Annotated in this window: 11 protein-coding genes; 5 read left to right on the top strand and 6 right to left on the bottom strand. The window is 61.1% G+C overall.

The genetic code is table 11. The features are described from left to right. Positions 1–6 precede the first annotated feature (6 nt). Genes ACIPOO_RS10100 through ACIPOO_RS10085 form a run of 4 tightly spaced genes read left to right on the top strand, consistent with a single transcriptional unit; the run spans position 7 to position 5,189 of the window. A complete protein-coding gene (locus ACIPOO_RS10100) occupies positions 7–1,365 on the top strand; it encodes a SidA/IucD/PvdA family monooxygenase (protein ID WP_400606292.1) in 1,359 nt (452 codons plus the stop codon). Next, entirely contained in the window at positions 1,362–2,381 is a 1,020-nt protein-coding gene (gene sbnA, locus ACIPOO_RS10095) for a 2,3-diaminopropionate biosynthesis protein SbnA (RefSeq protein WP_400606290.1), read from the top strand. Before ACIPOO_RS10100 ends, sbnA begins: the two co-directional genes overlap by 4 nt. Beyond that, on the top strand, positions 2,374–3,381 hold the full coding sequence (gene sbnB / locus ACIPOO_RS10090) for a 2,3-diaminopropionate biosynthesis protein SbnB (protein WP_400606288.1): 1,008 nt from the start codon (positions 2,374–2,376) through the stop codon (positions 3,379–3,381). The genes sbnA and sbnB overlap by 8 nt, the downstream gene beginning before the upstream one ends. After that, a complete protein-coding gene (locus tag ACIPOO_RS10085; RefSeq protein WP_400606286.1) occupies positions 3,372–5,189 on the top strand; it encodes an FAD/NAD(P)-binding protein in 1,818 nt (605 codons plus the stop codon). Before sbnB ends, ACIPOO_RS10085 begins: the two co-directional genes overlap by 10 nt. Positions 5,190–5,272: 83 nt before the next feature. Here the strand turns inward: ACIPOO_RS10085 and ACIPOO_RS10080 are convergent, their stop codons facing one another. The 5 genes from ACIPOO_RS10080 to ACIPOO_RS10060 form a co-directional block, all read right to left on the bottom strand. Then, positions 5,273–6,037 (bottom strand): substrate-binding periplasmic protein, encoded by a 765-nt coding sequence (locus ACIPOO_RS10080; RefSeq protein WP_400606283.1) that lies wholly within the window; start codon positions 6,035–6,037, stop codon positions 5,273–5,275. Positions 6,038–6,196: 159 nt separating this feature from the next. Further along, the gene (locus ACIPOO_RS10075) at positions 6,197–7,480 is read right to left on the bottom strand and encodes a hypothetical protein (RefSeq protein WP_400606281.1); all 1,284 of its coding nucleotides are present in this window, start codon (positions 7,478–7,480) and stop codon (positions 6,197–6,199) included. 2 nt (positions 7,481–7,482) lie between these two features. Next, positions 7,483–8,784, bottom strand: a complete 1,302-nt coding sequence (locus tag ACIPOO_RS10070; RefSeq protein ID WP_400606279.1) for a hypothetical protein — start codon at positions 8,782–8,784, stop codon at positions 7,483–7,485. 461 nt (positions 8,785–9,245) lie between these two features. Continuing rightward, a complete protein-coding gene (locus ACIPOO_RS10065) occupies positions 9,246–10,865 on the bottom strand; it encodes a glucan biosynthesis protein D (protein WP_274132118.1) in 1,620 nt (539 codons plus the stop codon). Between the two features lie 180 nt (positions 10,866–11,045). Then, a complete protein-coding gene (locus ACIPOO_RS10060; RefSeq protein ID WP_400606276.1) occupies positions 11,046–11,675 on the bottom strand; it encodes a LysE family translocator in 630 nt (209 codons plus the stop codon). Positions 11,676–11,810: 135 nt separating this feature from the next. Here ACIPOO_RS10060 and ACIPOO_RS10055 point away from each other — a divergent pair, with 135 nt between their 5' ends. Next, a complete protein-coding gene (locus ACIPOO_RS10055; RefSeq protein WP_400606273.1) occupies positions 11,811–12,302 on the top strand; it encodes an Lrp/AsnC family transcriptional regulator in 492 nt (163 codons plus the stop codon). A 25-nt stretch (positions 12,303–12,327) separates the two neighbouring features. Here the strand turns inward: ACIPOO_RS10055 and lpdA are convergent, their stop codons facing one another. Next, complete coding sequence (lpdA, locus tag ACIPOO_RS10050) at positions 12,328–13,728, bottom strand: dihydrolipoyl dehydrogenase (RefSeq protein ID WP_400606270.1); 1,401 nt, start codon at positions 13,726–13,728, stop codon at positions 12,328–12,330. Positions 13,729–13,806: the final 78 nt, after the last annotated feature.

The following is a 13,806-nucleotide window of genomic DNA, read 5'->3' as shown; positions in this document are numbered from 1 at the left end:
ACCATCATGAATCAGTTTGAAAACGAGGGACTGCGCCAGGAACTGGACGTCGTATCGGTCGGCTTCGGCCCAGCCGGTATCGCCCTGGCCTGTGCACTGGAAGATGAAGCCGAGGACAACGGCAAGAAGCCGTTCGCCAAGGTGCGGTTTTTCGAGAAGGGGCGCGATTCAACCTGGCACGGCGCGTTTCTGCTTTCCGGCACCGACATCAATCACCACGTGTTCCGCGACCTGGTGACCCCACGCAATCCGCGCAGCCGCTTCTCGTTCGCCATGTACCTGAAAGAGAAGGGGCGCCTGTATAAATTTGGCTTGCTGGGGCGTCCTGCAAGCCGGGTGGAATGGTCCGACTACATTGGATGGGTCGCGGCACAACTCAAAGACTACGTTGCCTACGACGAGGGCGTGCTGGATGTGCTGCCGGTGGCCGAAAAAGGCATCTTGCGGGCAGTCGATGTCGTGACAGCCCAAGGCACCTATCGCACAAAGCGCCTGGTGCTTTCCCACGGCAGCCTGCCGCGAATTCCCGAGGCATTCAGCGCCCATCTCGGCGGCAGGGTGTTCCACACCTCGCAATACCTGAAGAACATCCATCTGGGCGGCGGGCCGATTGCCCAGCGTTGGCTGGTGCTGGGGTCCGGGCAAAGCGCCGGGGAGGCGGTCGCGCACCTGCTGGGCGCCGCGCCGACCACCCAGGTGCATTCGGTGCATCGCGGGGTCGGTTTCCGGGTCGGACAATTGGGCCAGTTTCCCAACATGGCTTTCCTGCCGGAGCAGGTCGACTACTTCCATCAACTGGAGCCGGCCCGCCGCAGCAAGGTGTTCGACGAGATTCGTTCGACCAACTACGCAGGCATCGACGCCGATGAGAGCCAGGCGTTGTACTCCTTCATGTACGAAGGCGAGGTCAGCGGGCATCAGCGTCTGAACCTGCACACCTGGTCGAATGTGGTGTCTGTGGAAAAGGTCGGCGACGCCTACTCGGTGGTGCTGCGTGACAGCAATACCGGGCTTGAGAGCACGCTGTACGTCGATGGCATTGTGCTGGGCACCGGCTACGAGCAACTGGCGGTGCCGCCGCTGCTGACATTGCTGCAGCCCTGGCTGGTGCGCGATGAAGACGGCAGCCTGGCGGTGGATCGGCAGTACCGCGTGAGCCTGCAACACAGTGAAGGTGTACAGATTCTGGCCAACGGCACGTCGGAAAAGACCCATGGCATCAGCGATGCGCAGTCCTTCTCCATGGTCGCGTTGCGCGCCCAGCAACTGACCGATGCCTTGCTGGCGACGCAACCCCGGCAACTGGCGCCCGTGGTGGCTCACCCAAGGATGCCGAAACCGGCACGCGCCGAGGCCCGCCCATGAATTTCATCTCCCATATCGTCGGCGATTCGAACTTTGTCCGTCTCAAAGGGCTGGGCTTCGATAATCTGCATTTGAAGCTTGAGTCCTGCAACCCGGCCGGCTCGATCAAGATGAAAACTGCCATCGGCCTGATCGATTCCTACGCCGAGCGAAGACTTATCCACAAGGACACCGTGCTGATCGAGTCATCGTCCGGCAATCTCGGCGTGGCATTGGCCATGATCTGCGCCGAACGTGGCTACAAGTTCTGCTGCGTGGTCGATCCCAACACCAATCTGCACAACATCAAGATGATGGAAGCGTTCGGCGCGCAGATCGTGATCGTCACCGAACGTGATGACAACGACGGCTATCTGGGCACCCGCATTCGTTATATACGCGAAACCGTCACCCGTGACCCGCGCTACCTGTGGCTCAATCAGTACAGCAACCCGGCGAACGCACTGACTCACGAACAGACCACCGCGCGGTCGATTCACATCGCCTTTCCAGCCCTGGACTACCTGGTGGTTGGCGCCGGGACTACAGGCACGCTGATGGGGTGTGTGCAGTATTTCCGCAAGCATTCGCCGCGCACCAAGATCATCGCGGTAGACAGCGCAGGCTCCGTGACCTTTGGCCAGGCGCCGGGCAAACGATTCATTCCGGGGCTGGGATCGAGCCAGATGCCGCCGATCTTTCGCGCCACCCATCTGCACAAACAGCAGGTCGTGGACGAGCGCGCGACGGTTGCGATGTGCCGCTGGCTGGCCAAGTCCAACGGCGTCCTGGCGGGCGGATCGACCGGCACCGTGGTAGCCGGTCTGGCGGCGCCGTCGCTGGGGATTCCCAAGGACGCCGTGGTGGTCGCGATCTCTCCGGACGCCGGCGAGCGCTATCTGGAAACCATCTACAACGATGAATGGGTGATGCAGAAGTTCGGTCGCGCGGAGCTTGCCGCGCTAGGTTCGCAGCCCATCGGCCGTTACCTGAAAAACTATGTGCACACTTTCGAAGGAGAGGCGCTCAATGTCTGATTTCCATGTCATTCCGGGCGCGGTCATCAAGGATATCCTCGACGCCCAGGCCCACACCATGGTCGCCCGCGTCGAGCAGGTGTACCTGCAACATCACGACGGTCAGACCCTGAACCCCGACAGCTATTTCCTGCGTTTCCCACGGCAGCCCGCGAACCGCATCATCGCGTTGCCCGCATCGCTGGAAGGTGAAGAGGCGGTTGCCGGGATCAAATGGATTTCCAGCTTTCCGGGCAACGTCGCGCAGCACAAACCCCGCGCTTCTGCGGTGGTGATCCTTAACCATCGTGACACCGGCTACCCCTATGCCTGCCTTGAAGGGGCGCAGATCAGCGCTGTAAGAACTGCGGCGTCGGCGGTGTCAGGGGCTTACTGGCTCAATGGTCAGTCCCGCAGGGCCGCAACGGTAGGATTCATCGGTGCAGGGGTGATTGCCCGCAATATTGCGCGGATGCTGGCGGTGGAGGGTTGGGAAATCGCTCATGCGGTGGTCCACGATTTCGACGAGGCATCAAGCCGGGCGCTCACCGGTTATATCGAGCAGACCGACTTATGCACAGCCCGTAGCGGATCACTGGACGAGGCGTTGGCCGCCGATCTGGTGATTTTTGCAACAACGGCAGGCGAGCCTTACGTACAGCCGCCAATGAGCTTCCGCTCTGGTCAGGTAGTGCTCAACATCTCCCTGCGGGACATCGCACCGCAATTGTTGCTGGCGTCCAACAACCTGTGTGACGACATCGAGCACTGCATGAAGGCTAACACCTCGCCCCATCTGGCCGAGCAGTTGACCGGCAACCGGGATTTCATGATCGGTACGCTGGCAGGCCTGATTCGTGGGGAGGTCGCGCTGGATCCGCACAAGCCGTCGATCTTCTCGCCGTTCGGCTTGGGGGTGCTGGACCTGGCCTTGAGCAAGTTCATCGTCGACACCGCGCTGGCCGATTCACGAGCCGTCGCCATCGACTCCTTCTTCGGAGAAACCCTCAGATGGAACTGACCACCGCGCTTCGCCTGGATGAGGTGTTTGCTGACAAATGGCCTGTGGATAAATCAGGAGAGAAGCCCGCCGTCAGAATTGGCATCGTGGGCTGCGGGTCTCGCGGGCTGACGGTGCTTGAACGGCTGTGCGCGTTGGCGGAAAAAACTCAGCGGCGTATCGAGATCAGCGTGTTCGATCCGCACCGGCCGGGGCCGGGTCTGCATTCGGTCGAACAGCCCGAGTACCTGATGCTCAACACGGTTGCATCGCAGATTTCCATGTTTCCCGATCAGGCAGCCTTGGGCGGTTTCAGTGGGCGTCAGGGACCCAATTTCTATGAGTGGTGCCTGCGCTTCAAGCCTGCGAGGGTGGTCCAGCCCAATGAATTCCTGCCCCGTCAGTGGCTGGGTGAATACCTTGCCTGGACCTATGAAGAGATCATCAGGACGCTGCCCGAGCAAGTGCGGATCAACCATGTCTCCCGGACTGTGGATAACATCGAGCACACCGATTGGGGTGGCTATGTACTGTCCACAACGGGGGGGCATCGACATGCAGTGGACTGGTTATTACTGACAGTCGGGCATGCTCGGGCGCCGGCTATCGCTGAACACTCCACAGGCCAAACCCGTCGTTTGCAGGCTTATCCACAGCCGCTTTCCCTGCAAGGTATTTCATCCACAGACCGGGTCGGCGTCGAAGGGTTGGGCCTCTCGGCGATGGACGCCATCGCCGGGCTGACAGTCGGACGCGCGGGGCGCTTCGAACATGGCCCTGATGGCTTGCGATACATTGCGTCGGGTGAAGAACCGCAGGTGTTCATGTATTCGCGCAGCGGGCTGCCGTATCGCACGCGCCCCGACATTACCCCGAACAGGGCGGGCGGCACTGCCCTGATTTTCACCTTGTCGGCCGTCGCTGATCTGCGCGCTCAACACCCGCAGGGCCTGGATTTTGAAGCCCAGGTGCTGCCGCTCATCAAGGCGGAAATGTACGCCGAATACTTCGGGATGGTTGCAGAGCAGGCGGGGGAATCCGGGCTCAAGATCAAGTCGCAGATCATGACCGCGTTCCTCTTGGAAGATCTGGCGGCCAAGGTTGAAGAGCTTGCCCAGCGCTTCAGCGCGCCGATGTTGCCAGAGAGCCTTCTCAATTCTCGGGCCCTGCAGCCACCGATTGAGAATTATCCACAGTGGATGCGCAGTTTCATCGAAGCAGACCTGCTGCAAAGCCAAACCGGCCTGGATCGCTGCCCGATCAAGGCCGCTGCGGAAGTATGGAGAAGTTGTCGTGAACAATTGCGCAGGGTTGTGGATAACAAAGGCCTGAGTGCGAATTCCCATAGGGTTTTCTTCGAGGAGTACGCGCCATTGGTCAATCGTCTGGTGGCGGGGCCCCAGAAAGAGCGGCATCAGGAGCTGCTGGCGCTAGAGGAGGCGGGGATACTGAGGTGGGTACATGGCTCGAAAGTTATGCACAACGCGCACACGGGCCAGACGTCGATTGTGGACAGCGAGGGCAGCCATACCGTCCTCGACGCCATCGTCGTAGCCCATGTCACCGGGCCTGACGCACCCGCGCTGCCAGGAATCATCCGCCAGCTCAAAGCCAGTGGAATTATCCACAGCCAAAATGGCGAAGGTCAGGGTGTGAGTGTCGACGGAGAGGGCAGGGCCCAGCCCAATCTGTGGATAACCGGCCCGATCGTCGAAGGCGCGACCTACTACAACCACTATGTGCCGTCATCGGGCAGCTATTCTCGAGCTTTCGTGGACGCCGACCGGATTGCGCGGGAGATGTTGGGGCTTTGCGTGTCGGTCCAGTAGCAGCACGGCTTGCCGGCGGGGCGGCCTCAAGGTCGCTCCCGCTGGCAAGCCATGCTGCTACGAGAACCGGTGAGTGTGGACGATCAGCGTGCGGCCTGTTTAGGCACCTGCAAATACCGCCCCCTGATCCTCTCCAGTTCGCCACTGCTGCGCATCGTGTCGATAGCGTGATTGATCCGTGGCAACCACTGCGCAAGCTGGGGCTGGAGCTTGAACACCAGTGGCGCTTCGCTGAGTTGAGGGCCCTGGCGGAAGAGGCTGGGGTTGAGGTGGCTGGTGACGAGGAGGGTGTCGAAGATGTCATCGACCATCGCCACCGCATCGACCCGGCCGCTTTGCAGCAGCTTGAGCAGTGCGTCGTCCTGCGAGGTTTCCAGGCGGGTGAGCCGGTGGCCGTTGAAGGCGGGGTCGAGTGCCCAGTAGGTGTAGCCACGGACTGTGCCGATGGTGAGGTGGTCCATCTGCTTGATCGTTTGATCCGCGCCGGGGTGGTTGGCGAGGAAGTAGAGGTGCTCGTTGACGCTGGAGTAGGGTTTGGAGAACAGGTAATGATTCTGTTCTTCAGGGCTGTTCCAGATCAGCGCGTCGGCGTAGCTGATGTCTATCTCGCCCTTCTGCAGCATCGATTGCAGGCGGTTGACCGGGTAGGTGACGAAGGTGACGTCCAGCCCTGCCAGCTCGGTGATCCGTCGCGCGATATCGACTGACACCCCTTGCAGGTGACCGTTTTCATCCTCGAAGGCATAGGGCTTCCACTGCGCGCCACCGGCCACATATGGGCCAGCCAGCACAGGCAATGCGAGCAGGCAGAGCAGGCAACCGCCGATGAATCCGCGTCGAAACCCCATACACTCCCTCGTTCCGGGCGCTTCAAAAAGACGTCCAGCCTAACAGCCGGAAATGTCTGTGGTATGTCGTAATGCCACTATTTTGCGAATCGTCCGACAAAAATACCAAAAAAAACCCGCACTGATCGAGTCAGGCGGGTTTTTTGTCGTGCGAACCGCTCAAGCGCCGGGGTTTAGCCGGTAAATCTTTGGAAACTCGGTCAGGGTGACGGGCACTGCACACTGGTCGCCGGTGCAGGTCCAGCGCTGACCACTGTCGAGCATGCCCTTGTCCGGCACTTGCGTATCCAGCATGCGCAGCGGAGTGTTGTTCAGCGCGGTTGCGGTGATGCGATCCTCACGCGGGCGACCCGTCGCCCAGGCCACCATGATCCGCTCGCGCCCGTTACTGAACACCAGTTTGTAGACATTATCGGCCTGCAGGCTTTCGCTGGGGACGTAGTTGAAGTCACGCAGGTAAGGGGTGATCGCCTTGAGGGTCGAGTACGCCGGCTTGGAACTCAGATCGACGTTGAGCAGGCCGAAATGGTGTTCCTGCTCGTCGCGCACCTTGCCGTCGTCGATCAGGTCGTACCACCACATGCCCTTGATATTGGGCAGGGTGCGCGCCAGGAAATAGGCCCGCGCCAGATACGCCGACTGGCGTACCGGGCTGATGCCGCAGGTGCCTTCGTGGCTGGGCCAGCTCATTTCAGTGAGGTACAGGGGAACCGGTTTGCCGGCCTTGCTGCTGATGTCGTGGTCGACGCTGCGCATCCAGCCGATCCAGCTCTCCGGTGTGTTGCGGTCGCGGCCCTCGCAATGCACATAGGGGTGCAGCGAAATTCCGTCGGCGTACTTGAGCACGCCCGCTGCCACTATGCGATCGACAAAACCGCCCTTGATACCGGCGGACGTGACTGCGCCTGCAAGCACCCTGGCCTGCGGATTGTTCTTGCGGATGATGGGCGCCGCGTCGCGGACCAGCGCCACGTAGTCGCTGCTCAGGCGGGGGTCTTTGGGCCCCTCGATGTCCCACTCGTTCCAGACTTCGTAGTACTTCACCGGATTGCCCAACTGGCGGGTGATGTAATCGACATAGTTGAGGTAGGGAGCTTTCACCGCAGCGGTGCGTGGCTTGGCGTTGCCGTTGAACGAGGTGCCATAGCCCAGGATGACCATGGGTGAGAGGTCCAGCGCGTTGGCCGTGCTCAGCCATGCCCGCCACGGGGCAATGATGCGCAACTGGCCGGGGGCAGGTTCTGCGGTGGACCAGAAGCCATCATCGCGCACTGACGTCACCCCCGCCGACTTCGCCAGATCCAGGCTGCGCAAGGGTTGCGTCGTGTTGTTCATCGAATGGGTGGCGACGCCCACAATGAACGGCTCGGCCAGAACGAGCGGGCTGATGAGCAGACAGCACAGCAACAACAGGCCTTTGCGGCCAATACCAAATCCACTCATGGTCAGCTCAAGCCTGGCAGGCCGTTCCACTGGGCACGCTCATGGGGCTTTGGGGCGGTGATGTGAGCCCGCGACCTCGCCGCCATTGCGTGCCCGATGGCCATGCCGAGGAACAGGTTGGCGAGCGTCACTTCCAGCGTGTCGGTGGTCCAACTGACGATGCAGATGCAAAAGCCCGTGGCGAGCATGGCGCGCCCGTAGCGCGTGTTGGTCTGGGCCAGTACGAAAAACAATGGGATGTGCAGCGAGTAGAGGAACAGGCCGGCGATGCCGAAGATGGCCCAGAGGTAGACCACGGTGCTGTCGGACACCATGAATATGTCGGCGCCGGGAACAGGGAACGCTGCCACCGCGCTGCCCACCAGCCCGAAGCCTGCGCCCGTGTAGGCGCGGCCTTCGTGGGTCAGGGCCCTGATGACGTTGGGCCAGGTGTTGACCAGGCGATCGTAGAGGGAGGACAGCGAGTCGCCGGTGGAAATCTTGTTGGGGTCGAAGTCGAACATCATGGCCATGAACGGCAATGACATGCCCAGCAGTACGGCAAACACGATGAAGCCGCGGGCGGTCCAGTGCAGGCGGGTGATCATCATCAGCCCTACCGCGCCAGCGAAAGCAAGTACCGGCGCCTTGCTGGTGGTCAGGATGATGCCACCAAGACCCATGGCGCAGACCGCCAGTATCAGGGTTTTGGAGCGCAGCGTGGCCATCAGGTACAGGCTGAAGATCGCGATGATGATCGCCAGGGCACTGGAAATACGGGCGAAGCCGGCAGGGCGGTCGATATCTTCAGCGGCCCACGAGGTGTTGGCGCTCAGTTCGGTGCCGCCCACGGTGTAGCTGTAGCCTTTCCAGGGGAGGGCGGTGTATTTGTCCAGCACGATACCCGCCAGTGATGCCATCAGCGCGAGCGCGATCACCCACATGAACAGGCGCTTGTGGCGCATGATCTGGTCGCCACAGGCCAGGCCGAACAACAATGGGCTGATGCCGTAGAGGGCAAAGGCAAAATTGTTCACGGTTGCCCCGCCGAGCATGCCCCAGCCCGCGGAGAGCAGCAGCACCAGAAAGCACAGCCATACCGCGGGGCTGGCCTTGAAACTGCGCAGCTCCAGCGCGAAGAACACCAGGCACGCGACTTTGGGGCCGTACAGCAGCACCGAGAGGCCAGCCTGGTCGAGATAGAAGCGCAGGGCGCCGGAAAAGGTCTCGACGAAGATCAGGCTGATCGCAACCAGAACGATGGCGGTGGATTTGTCGAATGACAGGATCGACGGCTTTTCGACGTGAATAGGTGAGGTCGACATCATGGACACAGCCCCTCGGGAGCACTGGAGTAGGAAAGATCGGTGCAGGTGGCGCGAAGAAGGCAAAGCTACCGCTGATCGCGTTCGGAACGGGCCGGCGATGGCGTCTGGAGAAACACTGTTCGTTGCACGACCGTGACAGGAGGGGACCGCCGAAAAAGGTCCATTCAAACGGCGTGACAGGGATATATCAGCCTTCGGGACGCGGGCTGTCAATGAATTCGTCAAATATTCGGACAGAATTCATGAGCTGATTTTTCTTGGATCTATAAGCTGTTGATTTTATTGATGGCTAGAAATTTGACGCTGGTTATCGAGATAACAAATGGCCTGTTTGCCAGGCTGGCTATGACTCATTTTTGTTACACAGATTGTAGCAGCACGGCTTGCCGGCGGGGGCGTCCTCAAGATCGCTCCCGCGGGCAAGCCCGGCTGCTACGGGTTCTGGGTGTTCCCGTAAATCAGGTATACCGACGCTTGTCCGGCGCTGGCGGGAAGTACTGATACAGCCAGGTTTCGCTGAGGGTGCGGTCGCCGGTCTTGATGAACATGCGCATTTCCACGGGATCGACCGAATCGTTGGTCGGGTACCAGTCGAAGGTGACGCGGAAGCCCTTGATGTCCGGCAATACCAGCACGTTGAAATCCTGAACCTTGCCGTTGGACACCGTCACTACAGGCTCGATGCCGGAACCTTCGGGCAGGCGATCCAGACCGCCGCCGTTGAAGTCCACGGCGAAGCGCCGCGCCCAGACGTCCGGATAATGCTCGCCCGGTGCCCAGCCTTCGATGAAGCCGCCCATTCCTGAGCGCGTGGCGTGAACCTGTGCCAGGGGTGTGCTCACCGGTGGCAGCGGGCTCCAGTAGAGCTTGTAGCCGAAGTTCATCGACATGCCGGCCTTCACCGGATCCCGCGGGTTCCAGAACGCCACGATGTTATCCAGCGTCTCGCCCGTGGTCGGCAGTTCGAGCAGGTCGATGGAGCCCTCGCCCCAGGCGGTGGTCGGCTCGACCCACAGGCTTGGGCGACGGTGGTACCAGTCGACGGTGTCCTGGTAGGTCTTGAAGTCGTGGTCGGTCTGCACCAGCCCGAAACCCTTGGGGTCCTTGTCGGCGAAGGCGTTGAACTGAAGCTTGGCCGGATTGTTCAACGGACGGCAGATCCACTCGCCGTTGCCGCGCCACATGGCCAGACGGTCGGAGTCATGGATCTCGGGGTGAATGGTGTCGCACATGCGGCGCTCGTGAGTGCCACAGCTGAACATGCTGGTCATGGTCGCGATGCCCAACTGCTCGATGTCGGCGCGGGCGTTGATGTGCGCGTCGATGTCCATGACCACGCGGTCGGCCTGGCAATCGATGTCGAACTTGTAGGCACCGGTCGCGCTCGGCGAGTCCAGCAGCGCGTAGACCACGAAGCGGGTGGCGTCCTTGGTCGGCTTCTCGAACCAGAACTTGGTGAAGTCAGGAAACTCTTCAGGCTTGTGGGCATAGGTGTCGATTGCCAGGCCCCGCGCCGACAGGCCGTACTGCTTGTTGCTGTCGATGGCGCGGAAGTAGCTCGCGCCCAGGAACGAGAGGATGTCGTTGATCGCGATCTCAGGCGCCTTGAACAGCTTGAAGCCGGCAAAACCCAAGTCGCCCTTTAGCTGGGTCTGGTCGATGCGGCTGGCTTCGTAGTTGAACAGCTCGGGACGGAAATGCACTTCCCGCGCCTGCTGGGTCGCAGGATCGACGCTGAACATGCGCACCGGCGTCTTGAAGCCTGCGCCGACGTGGAAGAAATGCACGTCCAGCTGGCCTTTGACGTCGTTCCACAGGGAATGACCGGCGTCGTATTTGATTGCGTTGAACTGTTGCGGCGTCATGTTGGCCAGGGTCGGCGGCAGATTCTGCTTGGTGCTGACGTAGGCCTTGCCAGCCATTTGCTTGGCCAGGTCCTGCAAGGTTTTGAAATCGAAATGCTCGGCGTCGCCATCGGCTGCTGCAGCCAGCGCGCGTGCCGCGTAGAGACCTGAAGCCGGTAGCGCGCTATAGGCTGCCAGCGCCATGGAAGCTTTCAGGAGATTCCTGCGATTCATAAGGTGAAGCCTCTGAAGAAATGCCGTGCTTTCCTGCACGATGAAGTGCGCTTTCCCAATCCTTGCCGAACGCAAATTACCAACAAACAGATAACAATCTCGGCATCTTGTTCGCAAAAAAAAGAAAAAATCGTTTCAGGGCACTACTGGCAGATCGCCAAAGTACTTCCGGGCATGTTGCTACGCCTGCTGGATGAACGCCAGACGCACGGCAAAGCCGATGAGCAGGCTGCCAAACAGCCATTGCTGGACCCGTTGCGCTGTGGCGCTGCGAGCCATCCAGCGGCCAATCCAGCCGCCTGCCATGGCGTAGACGCTGTCGAACGACAGGCCCACGACCAACAGGATCGCCCCCAGCTCGGCAAATTGCGCAGCCACCGGGCCGGCTGCCGGATTGACGAACTGCGGCAGGAGCACAGAGCAGAACAGCAGCGCCTTGGGATTGAGCAGATTGGTCAGCAGGCCTTGCACTACGGCCGTTTGCCAGGAGATATGGCGTGCGTCCGCACCCTGGGACGCACTCGGGTCCATGGCCCCAGGCTTGAACATCTTGACGCCCAGCCACAGCAGATACGCCGCGCCGATGATGCGTACCGCTTCGAACGTCCAGGGTGACACCTTGAACAGCGCCGCCAGGCCCAATGCGGCGAGCGCCACGTGGCATCCCCGCGCCCCGGCCAGGCCCAGCGCGGTGGCAAAGGCCTTGGCGCGGCCATGGCGGGCGCCGGTTTGCAGCAACAGAATCATGTCCGGCCCTGGCACCAGCATGATCATCGACAGGGCCACGATAAACAGCGCGATACCTTCCATCTTCTGCAGCTCCGGGGTTAGGTGATGGAAGAAAATTCTACGGCCGAGGGGCAGGGCAGGTGCTTGCGTGTTTGACCCTGATGGCGCCTAGTATTGGCATCTTCTGCCAAAGCTGACGCTGAAAAGGTTCCAGATATGCCAACCAGTCAAAATCCCAAGCTTGACGCCTATGACCGGCGGATCCTCAACGCCCTGCAACGGGATGGTCGTTTGACCAACGTGCAACTGGCAGATGAAATTGGTCTGTCAGCGTCGCCCTGCCTGCGTCGGGTGAGGCATCTGGAGGAGGCGGGGGTGATTCGCGGCTACCAGGCCACCCTGGATGCCGACGCACTGGGGCTCGGGATGACGGTGTTCATCGGTGTGAAAGTCGACCGTCATCACGAAGATGAAGCGCAGAAATTTCATCAGATGGTGTCGGCATTGCCTGAGGTGATCGCGGCCCACCTGGTGTCGGGGGAGTCGGATTTTCTCCTGCATGTGGTGGTCCCGGACTTGCGCGGCTACGACCGTTTTCTCACCGAGACCCTGTTGAAAATGCCCAGCGTGCGGGACATCCGCAGCAACTTCGCGATACGCACGCTCAAGTCGCAAGCGCCGCTGCCGCTGGGGCATTTGCCGGTTTAGCGGCTGCTACGGTGAGCAGGAGTCTTTAAGCCTGCGTCGTATGCCCACCTGAGCCCATCGCCGCCTGGCGCAGCGCCTCGGAGCGGGTCGGGTGAGGGTGGCAGGTGAGGGCCACGTCTTCGGCCGAGGCGGCAAACTCCATCGCCACGCAATACTCGGCGATCATCTCGCTGACACTCGGCCCTACGAGATGCACGCCAAGAATCTCGTCGGTCTTCTCGTCAGCCAGCACCTTGGCGAAGCCATCCGTTTCGTGATTCACCTTGGCCCGGCTGTTGGCGCTGAACGGGAATTTTCCGACCTTGTAGACGCGGCCTTCCTCCTTCAACTGCTCCTCGGTCTTACCGACGCTGGCCATTTCCGGCCGCGTGTAAATCACGTTGGGGATCAGGTTGTAGTTCAGCTCGCCTTTCTTGCCGACGATGCGCTCCACGCACACCGCGGCTTCGTCTTCTGCCTTGTGCGCGAGCATTGGCCCGGATGTCACGTCACCGATGACCCAGATGCCGTCCACGGCCGTGCGATGGCCCTTGTTGGCGAGCACGCCGCGTTTGTCGACTTCCAGCCCGACCGTCTCCAGACCCAGACCTTTCGTTACCGGACGACGGCCGATGGACACCAGCACGTAGTCCGCTTCAATCACCTCGGCTTCGCCGCCAGCGGCAGGCTCGACGGTCAGGCTGACACCCGTTTCGCTGGAGACGGCCGACGTCACCTTGGAGCTGAGCTTGAAGTTCATGCCCTGACGGGACAGCGAGCGGTGTAGGGTTTTGCCGGTTTCCAGGTCAGTGCCGTGGGCGACGTGATCGAGAAACTCCACCACCGTGACCTTGGCCCCGAGCCTGCGCCACACCGAGCCCAGCTCCAGCCCTATCACGCCTGCGCCGATCACCACCAGGTGCTTGGGTACTTCACTCAGGGACAGCGCGCCGGTGGAATCGAGGATGCGCTTGTTGTCGATGGTCACACCCGGCAGCGGCGTGGGCTCGGAGCCCGTGGCAATGATGATGTCCTTGGCGGTCAGCTCGGTTTCGGCGCCGCTGGCGTCCTTGACGATGACCTTTCCGGGCCCTGCCAGGCGGCCCCAGCCCTTGATCCAGTCGGCCTTGTATTTGCGGAACAGGAACTCGATGCCCTTGGTCAGGCCCGTCACGCTTTCGACCTTCTGCGCCATCATCTGCCCAAGGTTCAAGGTGGGCGTGACCTCGATGCCCAGCTTCTTGAACTCATCGCCCACCGCCGCTTCGTACAGTTCCGAGGCGTGCAGCAGGGACTTCGACGGGATGCAGCCAACGTTCAGGCATGTGCCGCCCAGGGTTTCACGGCCTTCGACGCAGGCGACTTTCAGGCCTTTCTGGCCGGCGTGAATGGCTGCGTTGTAGCCGCCCGGGCCGCCGCCAATGATGACAACGTCATAGTTACTCATGTGCGCACTCCTGAAGGAAAAATCGACAATGGAGGGAAGCGTAGACTTCTGCTCGCAAAAGACTTGGAGACCTGTGCT

Source organism: Pseudomonas sp. NPDC090201, assembly GCF_044746825.1.
Taxonomy (GTDB): Bacteria; Pseudomonadota; Gammaproteobacteria; order Pseudomonadales; family Pseudomonadaceae; genus Aquipseudomonas; species Aquipseudomonas putida_AD.
The sequence above is the reverse complement of the archived record's forward strand: the minus strand, read 5'-3'. Positions and strand labels throughout refer to the sequence as shown.